We start from the raw sequence: 23,005 nt of genomic DNA, 5'->3' as shown, positions 1-23,005 counted from the left end.
CCTAAAACCCGAATTTACTTTCCAGAGTCAGCTGCTGATCACGGCCGTTATGATTCTGCTCAAGCACCAGCCGGATCTCGATAAGTCCGCTGCTGCATTCCGTTGCGCTTGTTGTACATTTCAGGTCAATGGATGAAGCCGCCGGCTCCGGTACAGCCTGGTCAAGCACTTCAACATCCGATCTTGTATCCATTGTGCGGTCTCCGATACGAAGCTGATTATTTTCGAAAAAAATCCTCAGCTCCTCCCTTGTGCCGTTATCCCGTACAAGCCGGATCCCGTTTGTATCGACCGCAATTATATCCGGACCATAGGAATACAGCTCCGTAATAATGGAGGACATCAGCAAGTCGGCATCATCACGCAAAGCGTTCTCCGTTTCGATGCGGTTGTATGTATTCATGCCGTAAGTAATAACCGAGAAAATAACTCCGGCAGCAATAGACAACAAAGTCATAGTTGCAATAAGCTCGACAAGGGTGAGACCTTTCTCCTCCTTACGCCATCTCTTAACGAACTCTCTCACTGGCGATATACCCCTCCACTTCCGCCGCGTTACGCGCGCTGGCGGTTCCATTCACACGTTCCACCCTTACCATAACGGGCATCAGTTCCTCCGCCATATTTTGCTTGTCGGAATCGTGGAGCATGTTATTGTGCATATCCCTTTGATAGATGACGGATATGGTGTACTGCACACCATTAATATTGGGATTAAGGATCTGCTGCAAAACCGCAGGGTCTTCAGCCAACTGACTTACTGCGGCATCACAGCCGGATACCAGGCAGCTAATCGCCGTGCGCGACGGGTTTGAAAAATAAGTCTCGATTGGCTCAAACGACTGCTTTTCCATATAAAACAACGCATTGCGGGCTAAGTTAACCATAACGGTCTTACTCTGATTGCCTTTTGCATAAGCAAGTGCATTCGTGAAGAAGGATGTGAGCACCAGGCTTACAATCGATAAAATAACGAGAGAAGCCAGCACCTCCACCAGGCTTAAGCCGGATTCTTTTGTTCCGTAACGAATCCATTTCATCATCAGCACCTACGATCTGCCATCATTTTCCCATCGCTAAAACTAATTCCATCTTACTATAAACCAGCTATTTTTTCCACGAAAAGCGATACTATTTTCATAGATCATGGATATGAACCTAAGTCTAAAGAACTATTAAAACAGCACAAAAAAGGCAAACGACGCACCGGCATCGCTTGCCTTCCTCCTCTTAATCCTATTTACTTCACAATCGCAATAGCTAGACCGTCGTATCCCGGAAGCACGGTGCTCATGAGGCGATCATCGCTTGCAATCTGCTGATTGAAGTGCCGAACCGCTTTTACTGATGGACCTTCCTTGGCCGGATCCGTTGTACGGCCCCGCAGCAAGATGTTATCGCCGATAATAATGGCGCCTGGATTGGCGAGCGCGATCGCATGCTCAAGATAAACCGGGTACCCTTCCTTATCCGCATCAATGAAGAAGAAGTCAAATTTTCTCCCCTCTTCCTGCAGCTGGACGAGGCTTTCACGCGCATCGCCAACGATGTATTCAACCGCATCGCCAAGGCCTGCTTCCGTCATATGCAGCTTGGCTACTTCTGCATATTCCGCCTTCAACTCTAATGAAGTAAGAAGTCCGCCCTTAGCGAGCCCCCTTGCAATACAGATGCCGCTATAACCGCCAAGCGCGCCAATCTCAAGCGCTGTCTTGGCTCCTGACATCGCGGCCAGCATCGTCAGCAGCCTGCCATAACCGTCAGCAATCGATATATCGGGCATGCCGCGCTCGGCAATCCCGTTTTTTGTACGGACCAGATGCTCATCCTCGCCATATAGCCCGTCAACGTATTGTTCATCTGTCAATTTACTCTCAACCTCTCTATTTTTACAATTTGTAAAAGCTACCCTGTTTGTCCTATACTTGATTGTATGATTTTGACCGTGTGGATACAACTCAAGTTTTCACAGGTAAGGGGAGAATGGAGATAATGACGACGATTAACCTGATCGCAACGGCGCCAATGGGACTGGAAGCGGTCGTTGCGCGCGAGCTGAAAACTCTCGGCTATACAGACCTTCAGGTGGAGAACGGACGCGTCCGTTTCACCGGGCAGCCGATCGATATTTGCCGCACCAATCTGTGGCTCCGTACCGCAGGACGTATTCTCGTAAATATGGGCGAGTTCAAAGCGACAACCTTTGAAGAGCTCTTCGAAGGAACCAAGGCACTCGATTGGCCGGAATGGATACCGGAGGACGGGGAATTCCCGGTAAACGGACGCTCGCAGAAATCGCAGCTTACAAGCGTGCCTGCCTGCCAAAGTATCGTCAAGAAGGCCGTTGTCGAGAAAATGAAAGACCGCTACGGCACCGAATGGTTCCATGAAGACGGCGGACGTTATGTCATTGAAGTTACCCTAATGAATGACATGGCGATGCTTACGCTCGACACGACAGGGGCAGGACTCCATCAGCGCGGCTACCGTAAAGTGTCCACGGAGGCTCCCATTCGCGAAACGATGGCGGCTGCCCTTGTTGACCTTAGCCGCTGGAGCCCTGAACGCCCGCTCTATGATCCGTTCTGCGGATCCGGCACCATTCTGGTTGAGGCGGCTATGATCGCATGGAACATTGCCCCCGGTCTTCGCCGTTCGTTTAATGCGGAAGGCTGGCCGCTTGTCCCTCATGAGCTGTGGGATAAAGCGCGCGAAGAAGCGTTTGATGCCGTTAAGGATGACATCCCCCTGCAAATCGCAGGCTCGGACATTGACCCTTATGCAATAGAAATTGCTGAAGCCGCGGTTAAAAAAGCAGGATTTGGCAAAGAAATTAAGTTAAAGGTAATGCCGGTTGCAAAAATCAAGCCGGAAGGCGATTACGGCGTCATTATTACGAACCCGCCTTATGGCGAGCGGTTAGGTGATGACAAGGATGCGGAAATGGCTCTGATGCAATTTGGCCGGTCCGCGCTTTATATGCCGACATGGTCGTTCTTTGCGATCAGTCCGTCTGCAAGCGTTGAGCATTATTTTGGCAAACCTGCAGATAAGAAGCGGAAGCTGTTTAACGGCCGCATTCAATGTAACTATTATCAGTTCTTTGGGCCGCTGCCTCCCCGGAAATAACAGAGAGGAATTTTTAAATCTATGCTAAGTTATACCGAAAAACCTAACGCCGCACGCCGCTTTATGCGTTCTACGCTGGAATGGCTAAACCGTTTGAAGGGTGCCGACGTATTACTCTTTTTTATGGTCCTGCTGTTAAAGCAGCTATGGTTCAGTCGTCTCATCCATGTTCCTAATATGGATATGGACGGTTATGATACCGTTGTTGCCATCGGCACGCTTGCGCTTGTCACCTTCTGGACGTTCTGGCTGCCGACCCGCGGCCGGATCATCACTTTGATTGTGCTGGATCTGCTGTTATCGTTCATCATGTACGCGGACTTAATCTACTACCGTTACTTCCAGGATTTCATCTCGGTACCCGTGCTCATGCAGGCGAACCAGGTGGATTCGCTTGGCGAAAGTATCGGGACGCTGATCCATGCGAAAGATTTTCTGCTGGCAGCAGACTGGCTGCTTGTTATTCCATTCGCGGTTTATGTCATCTGGAAGGGCCGTTCAGATCTCCGCGGAGATTCCAATGAATTCGGTTATTCCTCTCAGCGGAAGGCTTCGCTTTGGCGGAAAGTGATTATTCGGGTGACGGTGAGCGCAGCGATCTTTGCAATCGGAATGTCAATGTCCATTGGCAACGTGAACGAAGCGAAAAAAACATGGGCGCTTGGCCTCTTCGACGGCAACTGGTGGAATGTCTCGCTGTATAACGTAACCGGTATCGTTGGCTTTCACGGTTATGATATGTACCGCTACGCGAAGCTGCACTGGATCGATTCCGAGCAGGCATCAGCCGAGGAAACAGCGGAGGCGCTTGCCTGGACGGAAGCCCGCGGGGATAACCGCCAATCGCTGGAGACGGATCCTACGTTTGGCGAATACAAAGGCAGTAATGTCATTGTGATACAAATGGAAGCTTTCCAAAACTTCATGATCGGCAAATCGATCGGAGGCCAGGAGATTACGCCAAATCTGAATAAGCTGGCGAAAGAAAGTGCGTATTTCAGCCAATTCTATCATCAGACGGCGCAAGGCCGGACCTCGGATGCGGATTTCCTGAGCAACTGCTCGCTGCAGCCGATGATGAGCGGCTCTGTCTTTATCCAGTATGCGAATCATCAGTATAACTGTATGCCAGGCACCCTTAAGGATAACGGCTACTCAACAGCGGCATTCCATGCTTATGAGGGCGGCTTCTGGAACCGGAATACAATGTATGCGAATATGGGCTACGATACGTTCTATAGCAAAAAGAACTACCAGATTGACGAGCCGGTCGGCTGGTCGCTTGGCGATAATTCGTTCTTCCGGCAATCTGCGGATATCATGGCGAAGCAGCAGCAGCCGTTCTATTCGTTTATGATCACGCTCTCCAGCCATTATCCGTTTACGATGCCGGAGCCTGAGCAGAAGCTGAATGTCGGCGAGCTGGACGGCACCCTCATGGGTGATTATTTACAGGCCATCCATTATGTCGACGCATCCATCGGTACCTTCATTGACCGGCTGAAGGCTGAAGGGCTTTGGGACAATACGATTGTTGCCATGTACGGCGATCATGACAATTCCATCCGGGATTGGAGCCTGTTCGAGACCTTCCTTGGGCAGCCGCTTAGCGACCTGCAGCGGGAGATGATTTTGAAGCAGGTGCCGTTTATCGTCCATCTGCCGGATGGCAAATATGCCGGCACGCATACAAACGTAGGCGGCCAGCTGGACGTGACGCCAACGATTCTGCATCTGCTTGGCATCTCGACGGCGGACAAAACTCTGCTGGGTCAGCCGCTGATTACGAGCCAGCCGCAAAGCAAGCTGGTCGTGCAGCGCAACGGCGCCTTCACCGACGGCACCGTCTACTATATGCCTTCCGGCGATGCTGTCGCAGGCAACGGCAAGTGCTGGAACATCGCCGCGAATGCGCTTGGCGATGTGCAGGACTGCCTCGGTGCTGTGGAAGGCGCGCGCACCGAGCTGTCCATGTCGGATCAAATCGTACAGCACGATTTGATCGCATCCTTCCGCGCAGCCGCTGTAGAGGCCAGCGCGGACGGCGGCAAGGCAACCGCCGCCAATATGAGCGGCGCGGGCAAGTAGCGCCGCAACAACAAAGGGCTGTCCCCTGGGTCATCAAGACCTCAGGGGACAGCCCTTTTGCATGTACTGGGGGCGGAATTCTATCCTACGTTGGATTTCATGGCATTTGTTATGCTCAAAATCTGCATCCAGGCATGCCGAAAGACTCAATCCTTCGCGTGATCCTTCAGCCAATCCAGCACTTCATCAATCGTCTTCACCGGCACGATATTTAAGCCGGGAGCCGCAGCCTTTGCTTCTTCAAGCGATGCCGCGGGCACGAAGAATACGTCGGCATCCGTGCGGCTGACGGCGTATGCCTTCTGGGGGATTCCGCCAACGAGGCCAATCGAGCCGTCCGGCTCAATGGTGCCGGTGCCGGCCACTCTCACGCCGTGCGTTACCCCTCCGGGCGTCAACTGATCAATCAGCGCCAGCGTCAGCATGGCGCCATGAGACGGACCGCCGATATGCGCGATATAGTGGCGGTACGCGATCTGTCGCGGAATATCCGCGTGCCAATCATTTTCAGCCCCTATGCCAAATACCGCGCGCTTCGGCAGGTCTCCAGCCGCCTCCGCCTCGCCTGTCGGCACCTGAACCTTAACGGTCTCCTCGCCCCGCCTTAGTGTGACTTCAACCTTATCCCCCGGCCTCACTTGGTTCACCATATAATCCGTCAGCTCGGTCATATTGCGGATTGACTTGCCGTTCAACGCAATAATGACATCGCCTGCCTTAATGAGCGACTTCGCCGGAGCATTGTCTGCAACTGCAAGCACTCTGGCACCGGTCAGCTCAATGCCTTTTCCAAGACCGGCCTTGCCCATCGCGATAGCTCCCGCCACATCATCAGCACCCTGCTTCATCTGCACGACTTCCGTGTACGACTCGGTCAAAGGCGGCTCGTCCTTGCTTCTCTTCTCGAAGCTGTACATCGGCAGCAGCCTCGCATAGAGCCAGTCCGCCGGCACAGCAATCCTCTCGAATACAAGAACGCCGCTGATCCTGCCCTCCGGCTTCCCGCCGTCCACATGAGCATACCTGTTCATCGCCATTGTAAGACCCGGATAGGTGACATTATAAGACGTCGGGCAAGCAAGACAGGCAAATAGGGCAGCCGTCAGCAGAAGCCAGCCCAGACTTCTCCATGGCCATCTAAGTCCATCACCTCTGCCCGCAAGTCTTCGATCAACCGTATCGCTCCAGATCAGATCAACGAACAGCATCACCAGGCCTACCCCAAGCACGCCAAGCCCGATAATCAGATCATCCGGCTTCACGAGCAAGAACACCAAACCCGCCACACTTACCGCAAACACGATCCCGCGTACAGCCAGCAGCAGCCAACTTTGTCTTCCCCTGCCGGATGACCTGCGTTTCATCCATAACCGCCAGAACCGGGCCGCAGCCCCAATCCCCCATAATAGCGGTATAATCGCAAGGCCGTACAGCAGCTCATCGATCATATCAATCCAGAGCCGGCCGGAGGAAGTTCGAAGCGGTGCAGGGAGCCAGATCAGCTCCGCAGCCAGAATAAATAACAGAACCATAATCATCCCGGCCAAATAATAGCGAGCATGGCGAATCATCCGCGTACACCATCTTCCCTCTGTAATGACTTCGAAAAAAAGACCCAACATCTCTGTTGAGTCTTTTCCAATCCAATCGTATCTATTCCTGCTATTAATGCTCGCCGTTATTGCCTTTGGACGGATTCGTTACCGCAAAGCCTTCTTCCGGCGTGTAGAAGTAATCGATGCGTACGCCGTCGAGGAAGTCATTATCCTTCTCGAGAATAACGTCGATCTCCTTGTCCGTCGATACGACAACGTCCTTCTCGTTAGGCTCGTCGATTGCCATGCCGTAATGGGCATGATCGCCATGCGCATGCGTTACGTACACTCGAAGCTTCTTGCCTTCGTTCTCAGGCTTGTCCAATTCCAATTTGAGCACCTTTGCTGCATTGCGCGTAATCTTGACATTCATATCTAATCTCTCCTCAAAAAAAATGCTTCGATGGTTAACATTACCTGATCCTATTATACTTCTTCTCCATTCTCCGGGCAAACCATTCGGCCAGCAGCATCGTCACGGCGATATCATCCACCGGGACAAAAGGAAGCGCGTCAGGCAGCACCCAATATAGAATAACCGGAACAAGAAATAATAATTTGTCAGTAATAGCAACATCCCTGGAAATGATCAGCTTGTAGATCCGGACAAATGTGCTCTTCCAATGCCGAAGCGATAACCATTTACGCATGAGGCACACCACCTTCAATAGCTTTTGCCGAACATTATAGCATAGGTGTGCCCCGGAAGCATCTTTCAGGCCGGTCAGCGGTGAAGCCGCAGAAATTCGGTTAACAAAGGCCCCATTTTTGAATAAATGCTATTGAACTCCCCGGGAGGCAACGGATTTACCCCAAATCCTGCTTCTACGGTAAAACCCGGCCTGCGGAATCGCTGAATGAACCAATCCTTATAACCGGCATCGCTGCCGCTTAGTTTCACCGGTTTGTAGCCGCTCACTCTTCCAAGCCGATCCGCAAGGTCCTCCGCTTGCTCAGGCTCGTATTCCCGGTAGTTCCAATAAATCTCCTCGCCTTGCGTATGTAGAGCAAGGACCGAGTCGAATTGCAGCGTTTGCGTCAAACGGGTCAGGGCCTGCGCTTCCGGCTCGCTTAAAGGGAAAGGACCCGGAAAATCACGGGGACCCGGACCTTCCTTCCCCCGGCGCAGCCGCTCTTCCTCCCAGTGGGCGGGAAATTGATCATTCAGATCCACTCCGCGGATATTCGCTTTCCATTGATCAAACTGCCCGGAGCCTTTATTCCATGCAAGCAGCTGCTGCCGGTATGGATTATCCGATTCAATTCCTTCTAGCGCCAGCTGAACACCATCGGGATTCACCATCGGAACGATCCACAATTCCGTCTCCCGGTAAAGCTGGCATGCCTGTTCTCCGAACAGAACACCATCCCTTGCACAAGCTTCAGCCCATTCTTCAACGAACCGCATGAGCAACGGGGTAGTAATCCATTCATTCGCATGGAAAGAACCATTCATATGAATACGTCTTGTGCCTTCTCCGCACTTCAACGCAACGATCGGTCTGCCAAGCACACTATGACCTATTACATAACCCCGGACAAAAGGATAGGCGCGCATCAGCCTGTCGCAATCTGCCACCAATTCCCGATATCCATATTGCCCGTTCACGAAGTCTTCCATGCCCGCTTCCCCCTTGGTTTCCCGTACATAGGCTGTAATCTTTTATCATGCTATTCACAGCATGCGCAGCACATGCCAGAGCCAAGGCTTACAATCCGTGTAAAAGGAGAAAACCTCTATCGAGGCCTCTCAAAAATGAGAGACCGCGTTTAGAGGTTGGTTAGGAATGCCATAATTCATCAACCGATCTTAGGCACTTGCCATACGACCGGCGTCAGTTCAATTTGTTCGCCAAGCCATTGCTGGGCAATAGACTTGAACAATTTTGGATCGCCGCTGCAGAAGAACTGATGGACCGGCAATACCTCACCCCGGGACATCCTCTCTTGGTCTTGGAGAATCGTGCTGACTTCGCGGGCCGTCTCCTCGGCTGAGCTGATCAGGTTAATGTTAGGACCAATAACTTCCTGAATTACTTCAGCAAGGAACGGGTAATGGGTACAGCCAAGAATCAAGCTGTCCATCGGAAACTTGCGAAGATGGCCAATTGACCTACGGATCGCTTCGTACGTCTCGAAGGAACGGAAATTCCCTTTTTCCACAAGCGGTACAAATAGAGGGCAAGCCTCGCTGATCACATGCACATGCGGCGAGATCTCCCGCAAGGCATCCTCATAGGCGCCGCTGTTTATCGTACCTTCCGTGCCAATGACACCGATGCAGCCGGTAAGCGTACGGCCGATCGCCGCTCTAGCTCCAGGTTTAATCACGCCTACAACAGGGATATTAACCCTGGCGCGTATATCCTCCAAAGCAAAAGCGGTAGCGGTATTACAAGCTATAACGATCATTTTCGGACGAAATTGAATTAAATAATCTACGATTTCACGCGTAAATCGGGTCACTTCCTCCGGATCACGGGGACCGTAAGGAGCTCTGGCCGTATCGCCAAAATAAACGATTCTTTCACGCGGCAGCTGGCGCATGACCTCTCTGGCGACGGTTAAGCCGCCTACGCCTGAGTCTAGTATCGCAATCGGTTGCTGCACAAACACACCGCTTTCTTAAACTTTTGTAGTAAAAGAGACCTTGAAGCTTCAATACTATATGAAACCAGGTACAAAAATGTACCTACATCTTATCTCAATTTCAGACAAGCTTCAAGGAAATCGCCGGGCGGTGTCGATTGATGCAGCAACAGACTTCGATACTTTAAAAGTCCTGGTTAATTGATCGTTTGCAGTTCTTTTGCGTCTTCAAATACTTCTTCGGTCTTATCTTCTAAAGCATCCGTCACTTCATCCGTAACTTCCCCAACTTCATCGGCCAGCTCAACGCGGCGCTGCTTCACGCTTGTTACTGCAGCTTCCGCTGCCGCTCTTGCCGTATCGGCCAGCTCAGTCGCTTGATTGCCGATTTGTTTCGCGAATCTGACTGTTGTATCCGATACTTGCTCTGCAGCTCTAACCGTTTGCTCCTGTACTTTTCTTGCGCCTTCCGAAATATCCTGACGCAGCTCCCTGCCCGCTTTAGGCGCGAACAATAATGCTGTTACGGAACCAATAATACCTCCCGCAATTGCACCAAAAAGAAATCCTTTTGTTTGTTTACCTGTTGCCATGATCAATCGCTCCCTTCAAATTCGAACTATTCGCCCTGGCCGTTATTGGAGGGCTCATAACGTTTACGGTTAGTCTGCCATTGCTGCCAGAAAGCCATACCAAGCTCCATCCATTCGAGCATGGAGCTCGCCTGCCGCTCTGCCGCTGCACTTTCCGCATGTTTAACTGCGGATTGTGAAATAACGCTCGACACACGATGAATAGCCGTCGTGGTGTGCCCGATCGTATCACCGATCTGTCCGGCTGCTTCGAACAACCGGTTCGCCTGCTGCAGCTGATGATGCGCGGTTTGGACCGTTTGCTGGGCGGAATCCGCAAATGCTCCCATTTTAACGGAAGCCTGCTTCAGATCTGCCTGCATCGCCTCCGCAGAGAGCTGTAGCTTTGCCAGCCTGACAAGAGCGGTACGGACGCCGATCAAGAGGCCTGCGGCAAGACATACAAAGGTGACAGCAGCAATCAGCGCACTCCATTCCATAATCGTCATGACCATTCCCTCCTTTTACCAAAGCGGGCGAATGCCCATTTCGTATTGCCATTATAAGCAGCATGGGCTTGACCTGACACAAAGCGGGCAAATAAAAAAGCTAACGGTTCGTTAAGAACCGTTAGCTTGATAATCAATTCCAATGGTATAGCTGCATCTTCCTCCGCCTTTGGCAAGGCATTCCGTCCGCTCGACCTTCGTTTGAAGCAAGGATTCGAACAAGGACAGTTCGCAGCTGCAAGCCTGCTCATATTTGCCCGCTACTTGCGCAATCGGGCAGTTATATTCATGGAGAACGTATTGCCCGTTAGCCTTATCTTCTACCTTGGCCATATAGCCCCCGGCATTCTGGATGGCTTCAAGCTCCGTTACTTTCTGCGCCAGACTCTTGCCCGTCATTCTAGGTTCGTACCGGTCAAGCAGCTTCCTCTGACGTCCTTCGAACATCCGGGTAATCAGTCCCGATGTCTCCGGGTCCTCTGCAAGCTCCTCAAGCAGATCAAGAGCAAGCAGATTGTAGTTTTTCGGGAACCGGTCATGAGCAAGACTCGTCAGCTCATAGGCATGTACGGGCCGCCCCATGGCCTGCTTGACGGAGACGACGCTGATGCTGCCTTCACGTTCCAGCGCATACATATGCCGTCTTACCGCCATCTCGGTTAAACCAAGCTCGCCAGACAGCTGTCCCGCACTTAGTCGCCCGTTTGTTTTCAACAAAAGCAAAATCCGCCCCCGTGTTGTCCCTTCCACACTGCGCGATTCCGACTCCATTACACGCTGTTTCTCAAGCATCAACCCATCACCACCCTTGCAGGCATTGTTAGGGTCATTGTATCGTATTTCAACCTTTTCGTAAATCGGATTCATCCGGCAGTTCGCGCTCCAAATACTGCTGGACAGACTCGCCAAATAGGCGCAGCTGCTCAGGAAGATCACGCGTCATAGCATGAAGCTCAGCCCTTGGCCAGCTGTAATAGTCTTGGACAATCGGCTTGCGGAGCTTAACCAGCTCGATCAGCAGCGGCTGCATAGATGAAGGGAAAGCACCGGCTTCACCCGTGATTTCAACGATATCCTCGTAGCTGCTTGCATCCCTTAAAATAAAACCGTCAATCAGGTAACTGCCGACATCCGTAACGGTCTCAATCGCGAGATGTAACGCCCGCTCCTGAGCCAAGCCTTCAAGCAGCGTACCCTGCCAACCCGAAGCCAGTGCTTCAAGTGCCGCCGTAATATCCGGGATGGCTTTCAATCTGACTGCTATTTGTTCTTTATTTACATAATACATGGTTTATTCGCCCGCTTTCAGCCTTGCTTTCTTCTTTTTCCCTTTTCGCTTGAGCCATGCCACCATCACAACACTGCTGATGAGGATGATGATCAAATAAGTCATAATTTCAAAGACGTCTCCCATGAACGGTCCGCGCTCCCTTGCCGAATTAGCTTACGAAGTCAACAGCGGCAGTAGCCTCGCGAACTTCGTTAATATGCTCGATAACCTTCTTATGTACAGGGTGAACCTGATAAGCTTCGAGGGCTTCGAGCGACTCGAACTTGGTAATAAGAGCGATGTCATAAGAACGTGCCGAGTGGATAACATCAAGTCCAACTTCGATCGATTTCAGCTCATCAATCTTGCCTTCCATATCCCGCAATACTTGAGCTGTACGCTCTACACTTTCAGTGCTGCCGTCCTTCAGCTTGAACAATACGATATGAGTAATCATAAATGAACATGCTCCCTTCAACTTGTCGAATGACAAATATCCTTTTGTCACATAATAACCCAAGCAGTCGCATTACGGCAACATTAGCCTGAGAAAGGATCGGTACGTTATGCGCTATCCCGTTACATTTGTTGCGACCCTCATAGGGCTTGCACTTTGTGTCTATAATTCCACCGGTTACGACCCGCATAATTTCGTGTTTTTTATGTTCAGCCCTCCGGCTTGGGTCGTGGACCTGTTTGTTGACATCCATGATGTTAACGTTCTTCTGATGTATATACTGACGGTTGTTTCTTGGGCCATTCTTGGGTTCATTGCCGACCGGCTGATCGAACGCGGGAGAAGCCGGGATCGCCAAAGAGCTTGACACAAATCGAAAGAGGAGCCCCCGGGCTCCTCTTCTCTTGTTTCTATGCCGCTTCCACGATCAGCTTCGTTTTCATTTCAGCATGTCCAGCACCGCATGGTACGGAGCAATGGATCTCATATTCACCCGGCTTGTCGAATTCCAGGTTTGTCTCAAGGTTATCGCCTTCCAGATCAACATTCAGCTCGTCGATCTTCAATCCATGGATGCCGCTTTTATTCTGCAGCTTCAGGATAACTTTATCGCCGACCTTAACTTTGTACTCTGCTTCGCCGAAAGTAAAGTCGCTGTTGGCTTCAACTTTAACGAGTACAGTGCCTTCAGGAAGTGAAGCGGATTCGTCTACCGGTTTGGCTGGGAGGCCGAATGTCAGCAAATAAACTCCCAGAAGAGAGGCCGCTGATAATAGTACGAACATGATCCATTTGTGCATTGCTACGTGCTCCCCTTTGCGATCTTAATGTCTTAGTGTTTAATTCTTATATTACATAAGATCGTCCGAAGTTCTCAACCTTAAACTGCAGAATCAGGAAAAGTTTTTTCCCGAATATGACAAAACCATGAACTTTTTGTGACTTATCCTTTGTAAAATTGCTTAATTACCTGCTCGGATTCCGCCTTTAAATAGCTCCATAGCAGAAAACAGCGATGTCGGCTTCCACGGCATATGTAGAATGTCTCAAGACCGTCCTTCTGCCGGCGTTCTTCAACAAGTTTGATGCCCGTCTTCCTGAACTGCATGCGCAGCGAAGCCTGTTCAAGCAGGACCCGGTCCTGTATGCCTCGAAGAAGCGATTCATACAGCCTTGGAAGCTTCATCGATCCTGTCCCCATCACCCTTATATCATGATCCAATATGAGCATCACGATTCCAAGAAGGATATAGCGCTGCACGAGCGCTGTATCCTCATCCGTCAGATAGGCCGGGGACTCACTCTCCCGTACCTGCAAATCAGCATACCGGATAGCCATTGCTATCGCCTCCCATAAATCGAACACTTGTTCTCATTATAGCGAACACAGCATGTACAGCGCAACCCTAAATCTTCACTTCCCTTTATCCTTCAGCACTTCTATGATTTTGCGCAGCCGGTCAGGGAGCGGAAGGCCGATCCGGCCGTAGTTCTCTATAATTGAAATAATCTCATTCGCAATATAGAAATAAATAGCCGCCCCCATTGTTACATTACCCAATTCAAGCAAAACATCAACACGATGTGCAAGAAGAATGACGAGAAGCATCATTCCTTTGCGCGCCAGTCCCCAGGCTCCGAAAAAACTGTTCAATCCTTTCCCTTCTTTTATAGATGCGGTAATGCCAGATACATAGTCAATACCCATTGCCACAACCAATAATGTCAAAGATTCCACCCATCCGCCGAATGCAAACGTAATCATAGAGCCGATAATTCCGCTAACCGAGCACACCATGACTAACTGCAACTCTCGCCACCCCTTTCTGCAAGTAGATCTATCTATCTTATGCAGAAAAGAAATGGGGTGCTTGTTCAAAAGTATATCACTCTATCAAACGGGCTATTTCGCATTGTAGCGGTCCAGCGCAGCCTTCTGAATCGCAACCGCCCGGTCAATGTTCAGCGCTTTAAGCTGGGCGACATAATCCTCATAGGATTCAAGCGGATCAATGCCAAGAATGATCCGTAAAGACATCTCGTCTACAAGTGTTGTAACGTCCTGCATGATGGCCGAGAATTCTGCGCTTTCCCTTTCGGTCTTCTGAACCGGCGGCAGCATATACGTCTCTGCGTCCGTATCCGACCATATGCTCACCGCGTCCTTCTGCACCTGCAGCATATAGTACTGTTCCATGTAAGCAACATCCTGGACAAACGGTCCAAAATAGCTCGCCCGGCTGTACATCGCGATCGCCTGGGAGGGAGCCAGCTTATCCGGGTTATGCAGGATCAGATCGGTATAGGTCGGTCTGCCGTTCTTCATCGTATAGCTGACGCCTTCAATCCCAAAGTTGAATAGAAGATGGCCCTCTTCCCCATAACCGTAATCCAGCATGCGAACGGCCTCTGCGGCATGACTGCTCTTCGCCGAAATCGCAACACCACCGCTGCTCATATAAGGATTAACCCTCTGCCCGAACATCGGTCTTTCCCCTTTATGGAGCACGGGATAAGGCGCGGCTACAAATTCAGCCTTTGGATCCTTCTCCTTGAGCAACGGCAGCCAGGTTCCGATACCAGAGCCTGCATTCCAGATACTTGCGCCGCTTCTTCCCGACATCATGCTGGAATCGATTGTTCTTGTATCTACCGTTGCAATATTACGGTCAATCAGGCCTTCCGCATACCATTCCCGGAATAAGGCAAGAAACTGCCGGTATCCCGGCTCGATCGGTCCAAACTTGACTTGCCCGTTTTTCAGATAAAACCCTTTTTTCACGCCAAAAGCCCCGACAAAAGCCCCGTTCTCAACACCAAACAGCGGGCTTGGCGTACTGAGAAACGTTAATGGCGCTTTTACCCCTTTTTTCTCCTTAAATGTTTGGAGTACCGTATACCAGTCATCAATCGTCACCGGAACAGACAAACCAAGCTCCTCCAGCCAATCCTTACGAATGATTGGACCTTGATAGGTACGCAGAAGGGGATCCCCTTGAATAAAAGGGAACACGTAATAGCTGCCGTCCGCCGTCTTGATCTGCTTGTCAATATCCGGATGCTCGCTCAGGTAACGTTTCAGATTAGGCGCGTACTGATCAATCAGATCATTCAGCCTCAGAATATAGCCGTCTTTAATCGCTTTCTCCGGTCCGCCCGGGAAATTCGCCCATTCGTATTCGATCATATCCGGCAGCTCGCCCGATGCCAGCATGACGTTCAAGGCCTGCTTCGCCTGATTGGAAGGCGGCTGAATAAACTTTAGTTTAACCCCGGTGCGTTTCTGCCACTCCTGAAAGAAAGGAACGTCCTGGAAACGCGGCTTCACACTGGCTGCATTCCCGTTCAGCTCTGCCCAATAGGTAAGCGTGTCGCCTGAAGCCGCTGGAGCCTGTCCCGCTATCTTTTCCAAAACAGCAGACTGCTCGCCATTATTCTCCGTTGACTTGCAGCCTGTAAGGCCGGAAATGGCAAGGATAGCGGTCAGGAGGAGAGCGATTATGCGGTGTTTCTTCATCATGACAGTCCCCCCTAATTCATTTCCTTGTATTTGCCCGGTGTAATGCCTTCATACTTCTTGAATACCCTTATGAATGTCGCGGCATCGTTATAGCCAACTGCCTTCGATACTTCATTAACGGATTCCTGATGTTCGGTCATCCGCTCTTTGGCCTGATGGATCCGATATTTATGCAGATAATCCAGCAGCCCCTCCCCCGTCTGCGTCTTAAACAGCTTGGACAAATAACTGCCCTTCAGGTCGAAGTATTCGCCAATCGTATTCACATTCATATTCGAATCGCTGTAATTGGTTTCAATGTAGCCGGCCACGCGGGCGGACAGATCACGTATGGACTCTGCCCGTTCATGCGTCATGTTGGACTCCAGCCTTGTAGAGGCGAAAACGCATACATCCCGCAGCAAAGAATGAAGCTCCTGCTGCATCTCCTGGATCGTATCGCAAGCCATTATACGGTCCATCCAATTCGGATTATCGTTCAGAACGCTGCCTTTGCCGTCGCCTAGTTCATTAATGGCCTTCACCATCGTTCCAACCAGATTAAACATAAAGCATTTGGCCAGCGTCAGATTCATCATCGGCTGCCTGAGGTTCCGCTCTGCAATATCGTTCATGAAGGCGGAGGCCTGCTCGAAATCACCGCTCTTAATCAGGTTGATCAGCTGCTGCTCCGCCTGCAGCGGATAATAATAGCCGAACTGTACGGCATCTGACGGCGATGTTCGGATCTCGTCGTACGTAATGATGCCTTTTTTGCCGAGCACCATCTTGTATTCCATAGCATCAACCGCTTCGCTGTATGCAGCCGCAATGCCCGGCAAGGTGCTGTGCCTGCCGCTGATCGCTACGGTTAGATCCAGATCATAACGCTTCAGGAAACGCTGCGCCTCTGTTGCTATCTCATGCAGATCTTTCTTGTAATCTCCGTCAACCTCAACCTCATCCTCAGCGGATAAATTCACGAGGCAGACCATCATATCATCAACCTCTGCCACATAACCTGCGTGCTTATAGCGGCCGGCCAGCTCCTCCACGACATTACTGATAATGAATTGAACGAATCTTCTCCGCTCATTATCGTCAATGCCGGGCAGCTTCTCGTAAAGGCTTTCATCATTCTCGATCACAAATAAGATGACAGCATAATCATCGGATATTTGCTCCATGCGGTAGGTCTTGAACGCTTCCTCATAAGGGATCGGCGAATCCAGGCGACCCTTGAGCAGCCTGCTCAGCATATTGGACCGCAGCACATTATGGTGCATTTGAAGCTGCATCGCAATATTGTCCTTCTCGCTTCGCGTTCGGCTGACCGCCCGCTGAATAAAGTTAAGCTCATTCCACTCGGTGTGCTCCTCCGTATTATTCTTATCCGTCAGCGACTGAACAAGCTGCTGAATCGGCGAATAATTACGGCGCATAAAGAACCAGGTGAGCACGCCTGCCCCCATAACGCTGATCAATATGCTTACTAATGTAAGCTTGCGGACGTATTCCGCCTTCTGCCAGTAGATACTGCTCGGAATAACAAGCGCGTACTTCAAGTCCGATACGGACGATTGCAGGTAGAAGATTTCCGAGTCTCCATACTTCATCGAAGCCGGCATGTCCTTGCCGCCGCTTCGCACCTGCTGCAGCACTGCCTCTTCTCCCTGCTTCTTCGGCAGATTAGACAGCAGCACTTCGTTGCTGCGGTTCAGAATAAGAACATAACCGCCGCTAAAGCCCGAGATACTCTTAATCGCATTCTGGAATCTGGCCAAGTCGGCCATGACCACAACCGTCCCGGCTTGTCTGCCGTTCAAATCCTTGGGCAGATGAGTGATATATGCGATGGAGGATTGGGTATTCCCCGCATCCGTAAGCGGCAGCAGAGTAAACTGATTATGCTCCGAGTTCTCGACGGCAGTCTGCCAGTCGTTATAATTCATCTCGCCGGTATCGTGAAGGGTCTCAAAAGCCGTCTTCATATCCCTGACATTACCGGAACGGAGTACCGCATGCTCCCGCTCCCATGTGACGTAAAATTCATCAATAGACGCATAGGAGGTCTGGTAGGTTTGAAATTCCTTTACTAACTGATAGGCGTCAAATTGCGCGTCCGCTTCGGATCTGCTTGAATACATCAAGGTCTGAAGCCGCGCGTTCCAGGTCAGCTCCATCGTCAGCCTTTTCATCAGATCAACCTGGTTGTCAATCGTATAGCCGACCTGCTTAAGCAGCGAATCATTGGCACGGTGAATCTCGCTCCGGAGTGCCGCGCTCGACTGCGAATAGACAATTAAGCTGATTAGAATCGGTACGAATAATACCGCACAATAGGAAATGAGCCATGTCACGATAATGCTCTTCCGTTTCTGCCATATGGATTGAATATTCAAACCAAGATCTCCTCGCCTATACTTAAGAGTTAATAGAACCTTATTATAAGCATAGAAAAGGGGCGGAAGGAAGTTTCAAAATGTGCAAAACGATTGACGATAGCTCAACTGGCCGCTGAAAACAGCACAAATAGCCCGTTGGAATCATCCAATCGGGCTATTTGATATAAAACGATCTATAACGAAATTTAGAACATCCGCTGCTTCCAGCCGTTCAGCTTCGCGATCGCCTCCACGAAGAAATAATCTCCGTAAATGAGAGACACGTCGACATTTTGTCCCGCCGGCTTATGACCGGTGCCATGCTTCAGGATCGCTTCATGCGAAGGCTCATCCCAAGTGCCGTAATTGGCATATAGGGAACCAAGAATCCGTTCCGCCGCTTCACGGTAGACACGTCCTTCCTTCTCCGTTAAGAGGGAAGCCAGTTCGATCAGACCGGAAGCTGCGATTGCACCCGCCGATGTATCACGCGGCTCTTCGTCCATATTCTCGGATGCCCGGAAATCCCAATGCGGAACATGATCATCCGGCAAATTCGCAATGAAGTAATGGGCAACGCGCTGTGCCGCGCGCAAGTATTCGATATTGCCTGTATAGCGGTAAGTATTCGCCATGCCGTACAGGGCCCAGGAAGCACCGCGGCTCCAGCCGGAATTAGGCGCTGCTCCTTGTCCGCCGCGCACCTGGTCGAGTTCGCCTGTCTCCGGATCAAAGCAGACGATATGATTAACCGAGCCGTCTTCGCGGATGAAATACTGCAATACGGTATCTGCATGCGCGCTTGCCATATGGGCGAACCGCGGATCCCCGCTCTCTGCCGAAGCCCAGTACAAGAGGGACAGATTCATGCAGGTATCAATAATCGACCAGCCATGCATGTCGCTGTTCCAGGCACGGATAAATCTGCCGTTCAGATTGAAGCGGCCTGCCATAAAGTTTGCGGCGAACAAGCCGCGGCGTTGTGCATCCTTGTCTCCTGTAATCCGATATTTCGCAACCGCTGTCGGCAGGAAATGAAAGCCTACATCATGGTCGAAGGAGTTCGGAACAAGCATCTGCCTCTCCAGCTTCTCATCCCATTCCCATGCAGCCGCCTTATATTTTTCCTCGCCGGTCACTTCGTTCATCAGCCACAGAATACCCGGCCAGAAGCCCGAGGTCCACCAGTCTGCTCTCTGATCATCGTAAATCCCGTCTGCCTTCGCCACATGCGGAGACTTGCCTCCGATCTGAACGATCATGCGGTCTACCTTCTCTTCAAGCTGCTTCCAGATCCGTGAAAGATCCAATTTCGTTTGAACCGAGCTTGCCTGCATTGTTCTGCCTCCTTGAACAAAATTTAGCCTTTAACGGAACCTACCATAACGCCTTTAACGAAGAAACGCTGTACGAACGGATAGACACACAGGATAGGAACTGTCGCCACCATAATCGTCGCATATTTAATCGTTTCGCCAATCTGGAACCGGTCTCCTGCCGAAGCCCCCGACGACATGCTGTCGGTTGAGTTGGCGATCAGAATCTCGCGCAGCACGAGCTGCAGCGGGAACAATTCACGGCTTCGGATAAAGATCGATGCGTAAAACCAGCCGTTCCATTTGTCCACGGCATAATACAGGATCATAACCGCGATAACCGGCATCGAGAGAGGGATGATAATCCGGAACAAGATTGTAAAATGGTTCGCCCCGTCGATCTTTGCCGATTCTTCGAGCGCTTCCGGAATGCCTTTAAAGGCCGTACGCATAATGATCAGGTTAAAGGTGCTGATCGCAAAAGGAATAATGGTTGCCCATAACGTATTCAGGAGGCCTACACCTTTCACGACCAGGTACATCGGAATCAAGCCGCCGCTGAAAAACATCGTTAACAGAATAAGACCCATAAACCAATTGTTCCACAGCACATCTCTGCGCGATAACACATATGCGCCTAATGCGGTCATGATCAGGTTAAGCGCGGTACCGAACACCAGAATAAACAGCGTGTTTTTATAACCGGTCGTAATCCCCGGATTCTTGAATACGCTCGTATACGCATCCAGGCTTAATCCGAGCGGATGCCATAGAATGCCTTTATTGGCTACAAGCTGTCCCGCGTCGCTGAAGGAAGCGAACAGGACATATAGCAGCGGATATAACGTCGACACGATCAAAATCAAAAGAACGGCATAGACAATGACGTCAAATATTCTCTCGGAAAAGGTCGCCTTTATCTGCATCAACTCTCACCTCACCATAAGCTGCTTTTATTCACCTTGCGGCTGATATAATTGGCGGTTACAAGCAAGGCAAGGTTAACAACGGAGTTGAATAATCCAACCGCCGAGCTGTAGCTCCATCCAAATTCCAATAGACCTTTCCGGTAGACGAAGGACGAGATCACATCCGCCGTATTGTAAGTAACCGGGTTGTATAACAGAATGATTTTCTCAAAACCAACGTTAAGCATATTGCCCATCCGCAGGATGAACATGATGGTAATCGTAGGCAGGATGCCCGGCAGTGTAATGTAGAAAATCTGCTTCAGCCGGCTTGCGCCGTCCATCCTGGCTGCTTCATACTGCTCCTGGTCGATACTCATCAAGGCCGCGATATAAATAATCGATTCCCAGCCGATCCGCTGCCAGATCTCTGATAAAATATAAATCGGACGGAACAGCTCCGGCTTCTGCAGCATCGCCTGGCCGTCATACCCAAACAGCATAAACAATCTATTAATAATGCCGTCAGCATTCGTAAAATCAGTAATGATCCCGCAAATCACGACCAGAGAGATAAAGTAAGGCATGTACGTTATCGTCTGGGCTACCTTTTTGAACGTCTTGCTCTGAACCTCGTTAATTAGCAGCGCCAGCAGAATTGGTGCGGGGAACTCAAAGATTAACGAATACAAGCTGATGACAAGCGTATTCTTAAGGATCCTTGTAAAGTAGTAGCTGCTGAAGAAATCATGGAAATGCTTGAGTCCTACCCAATCACTGCCCAAAATGCCTTTCATCGGCGAATATTCCTTGAATGCGATTAATGCCCCGTACATCGGAACGTAATGAAAAATAATATAATAAGCGATGACAGGAAGCATCATCAGATATAACAGTTTGTTCAGCTTAAAATCGCGGATATAGCGGTTTTTGTTGCCCACGCCGGTATTCACCTCGCTCCATATTGAGGGAGAGGGAGAAGACAACGCCTTCTCCTCCTCGAACTTCTATCTCTTAACGGCTGTTGTAGCGGTCAAGAGCCGCCTGCTGAATTTCAATCGCACGGTCCAGATTCAGCGATTTCATTTTTTCTACATACTTATCGAATGCTTCGACCGGTTCTGTCCCCAGGATGATCTTAAGGGACATTTCGTCGATCAGCGTGTTCACGTCGTTCATAATAGCCGCATACTCGGAGGCTTCGTCCGGCGATGGCGTAATTGGCGGCAGCTGGTATTTCGCTGCGTCCGTTTTTTGCCATGTCGATACGGCGTCACGCTGGGTTTGAAGAGCGAAGAACTGCTCCGCATAACGTTTGTCCTGAACGAAAGGACCATTGTAGCTGCCGCGAGCATAGAGCGAGATCGCTTGCGCGGGAGCCAGCTTGTCCGGGTTCTTCATCAGAAGATCGGTGTAAGTCGGGTAGCCGTCTTTCATGTTGTAGCTGACGCCTTCCGTACCGAAGTTGAAGAACAAACCGCCTTCTTCGCTGTAGCCGTAGTCCAGCATTTTGACAGCCAGCTCAGGATCTTTCGCTTGCGTCGTAATCGCTACCGTACCTTCGGAAGCATAAGCGGTGTTATGCTGGCCGAATTTAGGCGTGTCGCCTTTCTTCAATACCGGATATGGTGCGCCGATCAGAACGGCCTTAGGATCTTTGGCTTCCACAAGCGGCTGCCATTTGCCGATCCCGCCGCCGGCATTGCCGATCGATGCGCCAGTTGCTCCGGATGCGATGTTGCCGTCAACCGATTTGGTATCTGCTGTTGCGATGTTTTTGTCAATCAGGCCTTTCGCATACCAGTCACGGAACAAAGCCAGGTACTCTTTGTATCCTGCTTGCTCCGGACCAAATACAACCTTGCCGTCCTCTTGATAGAAGCCGCGAGTTACGCCAAATGCGCCCATGAAGGCACCATTGCCGCCGTCATTAAAGAAGCGTGGTTTGCTGTTGAAGGTAAGCGGTGCTGCTGCACCCTTCTTCTCTTTGAATGCCGTAAGTGCCGCTGTCCAGTCGTCGATGGTTTCCGGAACCGGCAGGCCAAGCTCATCCAGCCAGTCTTTGCGGATAATCGGACCTTGGAAGACGCGAAGGTACTCGTCACCGCGAATGAACGGGAACGCGTAGTAGCTGCCGCTGTCGGTTTTGACCATTTTGTCGATGTCCGGATTCTCTTGCAAATACTTCTTCAGGTTAGGAGCGTATTTATCAATGAGATCGTTCAGCTTCACGATATAGCCGTCCTGGATCGCTTTCTCAGGGCCGCCCGGGAAGTCGCCGATGAAGTTGTACTCCACCATATCCGGCAGCTTGCCGGAAGCGAGCATGACGTTAAAGGCTTCTTTTACCTGGCCGGTAGGTGGCTCTGTGAACTCCAGCGGTACGCCGGTTTTCTTCTGCCATTCCTGGAAAAACGGGATATCCTTATGAGACTCTTTCACGCCGATCAGCTGACCGTTGATTTCGCCCCAATACGAGAGCGTCTTATCCGTCTTGATCGGATACGTTGTTGCTTCTGCCGGCTGTTCCGCCGAATTGTTGCCGCCGCTTGCAGCGTTTGTGCCTTCGCTGTTCTTATCATTATTAGAAGAACACGCTGCGAGCATTGTTCCCAGCAAAGCGATGCTGAGTGAACCTGCTACCCATCTTTTCATGACCCTACCTCCGTTTGATTGTGTAGTGAAAATG

Annotated in this window: 26 protein-coding genes; 3 read left to right on the top strand and 23 right to left on the bottom strand. The window is 50.7% G+C overall.

Annotation, left to right across the window (positions count from 1 at the left end; all coding sequences use genetic code 11):
- Window position 1: 1 nt before the first annotated feature.
- The 3 genes from BM200_RS21565 to BM200_RS21555 all read right to left on the bottom strand — a co-directional run bounded on the left by BM200_RS21565 (window position 2) and on the right by BM200_RS21555 (window position 1,867).
- Entirely contained in the window at window positions 2–526 is a 525-nt protein-coding gene (locus BM200_RS21565) for a prepilin-type N-terminal cleavage/methylation domain-containing protein (protein ID WP_175532960.1), read from the bottom strand.
- Entirely contained in the window at window positions 510–1,043 is a 534-nt protein-coding gene (locus BM200_RS21560; protein ID WP_091188730.1) for a type IV pilus modification PilV family protein, read from the bottom strand. Before BM200_RS21560 ends, BM200_RS21565 begins: the two co-directional genes overlap by 17 nt.
- Window positions 1,044–1,240: 197 nt before the next feature.
- Entirely contained in the window at window positions 1,241–1,867 is a 627-nt protein-coding gene (locus BM200_RS21555) for an O-methyltransferase (RefSeq protein ID WP_091188729.1), read from the bottom strand.
- 125 nt (window positions 1,868–1,992) lie between these two features.
- Between BM200_RS21555 and BM200_RS21550 the strand changes: the two genes are divergently transcribed.
- Together BM200_RS21550 and BM200_RS21545 are read left to right on the top strand one after the other, a co-directional pair.
- A complete protein-coding gene (locus tag BM200_RS21550; RefSeq protein ID WP_091188728.1) occupies window positions 1,993–3,129 on the top strand; it encodes a THUMP domain-containing class I SAM-dependent RNA methyltransferase in 1,137 nt (378 codons plus the stop codon).
- A gap of 21 nt (window positions 3,130–3,150) precedes the next feature.
- Window positions 3,151–5,217 carry an LTA synthase family protein gene (locus BM200_RS21545; RefSeq protein WP_091188727.1) on the top strand — a complete coding sequence of 689 codons (2,067 nt, stop codon included), beginning with the start codon at window positions 3,151–3,153 and terminating at the stop codon, window positions 5,215–5,217.
- A gap of 146 nt (window positions 5,218–5,363) precedes the next feature.
- Here BM200_RS21545 and BM200_RS21540 read toward each other — a convergent pair whose 3' ends face one another.
- The 11 genes from BM200_RS21540 to BM200_RS21495 all read right to left on the bottom strand — a co-directional run bounded on the left by BM200_RS21540 (window position 5,364) and on the right by BM200_RS21495 (window position 12,209).
- Window positions 5,364–6,788, bottom strand: coding sequence for a PDZ domain-containing protein (locus BM200_RS21540; protein ID WP_175532959.1), 1,425 nt, complete (start codon window positions 6,786–6,788; stop codon window positions 5,364–5,366).
- Window positions 6,789–6,882: 94 nt separating this feature from the next.
- Window positions 6,883–7,185, bottom strand: a complete 303-nt coding sequence (locus tag BM200_RS21535; RefSeq protein ID WP_091188725.1) for a heme biosynthesis protein HemY — start codon at window positions 7,183–7,185, stop codon at window positions 6,883–6,885.
- 40 nt (window positions 7,186–7,225) lie between these two features.
- Complete coding sequence (locus BM200_RS21530) at window positions 7,226–7,462, bottom strand: hypothetical protein (RefSeq protein ID WP_091188724.1); 237 nt, start codon at window positions 7,460–7,462, stop codon at window positions 7,226–7,228.
- A gap of 74 nt (window positions 7,463–7,536) precedes the next feature.
- On the bottom strand, window positions 7,537–8,433 hold the full coding sequence (locus tag BM200_RS21525) for a M14 family metallopeptidase (protein ID WP_091188723.1): 897 nt from the start codon (window positions 8,431–8,433) through the stop codon (window positions 7,537–7,539).
- Window positions 8,434–8,612: 179 nt separating this feature from the next.
- Window positions 8,613–9,422 carry a glutamate racemase gene (gene racE / locus BM200_RS21520; RefSeq protein WP_091188722.1) on the bottom strand — a complete coding sequence of 270 codons (810 nt, stop codon included), beginning with the start codon at window positions 9,420–9,422 and terminating at the stop codon, window positions 8,613–8,615.
- A 176-nt stretch (window positions 9,423–9,598) separates the two neighbouring features.
- Complete coding sequence (locus tag BM200_RS21515; protein WP_091188721.1) at window positions 9,599–9,994, bottom strand: YtxH domain-containing protein; 396 nt, start codon at window positions 9,992–9,994, stop codon at window positions 9,599–9,601.
- Between the two features lie 26 nt (window positions 9,995–10,020).
- On the bottom strand, window positions 10,021–10,482 hold the full coding sequence (locus BM200_RS21510; RefSeq protein ID WP_091188720.1) for a DUF948 domain-containing protein: 462 nt from the start codon (window positions 10,480–10,482) through the stop codon (window positions 10,021–10,023).
- Between the two features lie 111 nt (window positions 10,483–10,593).
- On the bottom strand, window positions 10,594–11,274 hold the full coding sequence (locus BM200_RS21505; RefSeq protein WP_091188719.1) for a helix-turn-helix transcriptional regulator: 681 nt from the start codon (window positions 11,272–11,274) through the stop codon (window positions 10,594–10,596).
- A 49-nt stretch (window positions 11,275–11,323) separates the two neighbouring features.
- On the bottom strand, window positions 11,324–11,770 hold the full coding sequence (locus BM200_RS21500) for a DUF86 domain-containing protein (RefSeq protein ID WP_091188718.1): 447 nt from the start codon (window positions 11,768–11,770) through the stop codon (window positions 11,324–11,326).
- Between the two features lie 3 nt (window positions 11,771–11,773).
- Window positions 11,774–11,896, bottom strand: coding sequence for a hypothetical protein (locus BM200_RS30665; protein ID WP_281248420.1), 123 nt, complete (start codon window positions 11,894–11,896; stop codon window positions 11,774–11,776).
- A 25-nt stretch (window positions 11,897–11,921) separates the two neighbouring features.
- Window positions 11,922–12,209, bottom strand: a complete 288-nt coding sequence (locus tag BM200_RS21495) for a Dabb family protein (protein ID WP_091188717.1) — start codon at window positions 12,207–12,209, stop codon at window positions 11,922–11,924.
- 109 nt (window positions 12,210–12,318) lie between these two features.
- Here BM200_RS21495 and BM200_RS21490 point away from each other — a divergent pair, with 109 nt between their 5' ends.
- Window positions 12,319–12,576 (top strand): hypothetical protein, encoded by a 258-nt coding sequence (locus tag BM200_RS21490; protein ID WP_091188716.1) that lies wholly within the window; start codon window positions 12,319–12,321, stop codon window positions 12,574–12,576.
- Window positions 12,577–12,619: 43 nt separating this feature from the next.
- On the opposite strand, the gene BM200_RS21485 is transcribed toward BM200_RS21490, so the two are convergent.
- The 9 genes from BM200_RS21485 to BM200_RS21445 form a co-directional block, all read right to left on the bottom strand.
- Window positions 12,620–13,009 carry a cytochrome C oxidase subunit II gene (locus tag BM200_RS21485; protein ID WP_091188715.1) on the bottom strand — a complete coding sequence of 130 codons (390 nt, stop codon included), beginning with the start codon at window positions 13,007–13,009 and terminating at the stop codon, window positions 12,620–12,622.
- Window positions 13,010–13,152: 143 nt separating this feature from the next.
- The gene (locus BM200_RS21480; RefSeq protein ID WP_091188714.1) at window positions 13,153–13,548 is read right to left on the bottom strand and encodes a YhjD family protein; all 396 of its coding nucleotides are present in this window, start codon (window positions 13,546–13,548) and stop codon (window positions 13,153–13,155) included.
- A 75-nt stretch (window positions 13,549–13,623) separates the two neighbouring features.
- Window positions 13,624–14,019: a phage holin family protein gene (locus BM200_RS21475; RefSeq protein ID WP_245773119.1), complete on the bottom strand. Its 396-nt coding sequence runs from the start codon at window positions 14,017–14,019 to the stop codon at window positions 13,624–13,626.
- 93 nt (window positions 14,020–14,112) lie between these two features.
- The gene (locus tag BM200_RS21470; protein WP_091189275.1) at window positions 14,113–15,726 is read right to left on the bottom strand and encodes an extracellular solute-binding protein; all 1,614 of its coding nucleotides are present in this window, start codon (window positions 15,724–15,726) and stop codon (window positions 14,113–14,115) included.
- Between the two features lie 14 nt (window positions 15,727–15,740).
- On the bottom strand, window positions 15,741–18,110 hold the full coding sequence (locus BM200_RS21465) for a helix-turn-helix domain-containing protein (protein ID WP_091188712.1): 2,370 nt from the start codon (window positions 18,108–18,110) through the stop codon (window positions 15,741–15,743).
- Between the two features lie 188 nt (window positions 18,111–18,298).
- Entirely contained in the window at window positions 18,299–19,429 is a 1,131-nt protein-coding gene (locus tag BM200_RS21460; protein ID WP_091188711.1) for a glycoside hydrolase family 88 protein, read from the bottom strand.
- A gap of 23 nt (window positions 19,430–19,452) precedes the next feature.
- Complete coding sequence (locus tag BM200_RS21455) at window positions 19,453–20,334, bottom strand: carbohydrate ABC transporter permease (protein ID WP_091188710.1); 882 nt, start codon at window positions 20,332–20,334, stop codon at window positions 19,453–19,455.
- A gap of 11 nt (window positions 20,335–20,345) precedes the next feature.
- Window positions 20,346–21,200, bottom strand: a complete 855-nt coding sequence (locus tag BM200_RS21450) for an ABC transporter permease (RefSeq protein ID WP_245773134.1) — start codon at window positions 21,198–21,200, stop codon at window positions 20,346–20,348.
- 130 nt (window positions 21,201–21,330) lie between these two features.
- Entirely contained in the window at window positions 21,331–22,971 is a 1,641-nt protein-coding gene (locus BM200_RS21445) for an extracellular solute-binding protein (RefSeq protein ID WP_091188709.1), read from the bottom strand.
- Between the last annotated feature and the right edge of the window lie 34 nt (window positions 22,972–23,005).

The sequence above is a fragment of the Paenibacillus catalpae genome, assembly GCF_900112695.1.
GTDB lineage: Bacteria > Bacillota > Bacilli > Paenibacillales > Paenibacillaceae > Pristimantibacillus > Pristimantibacillus catalpae.
Note: the sequence above shows the minus strand (reverse complement) of the source record. Positions and strands in the feature narration are given on the sequence as shown.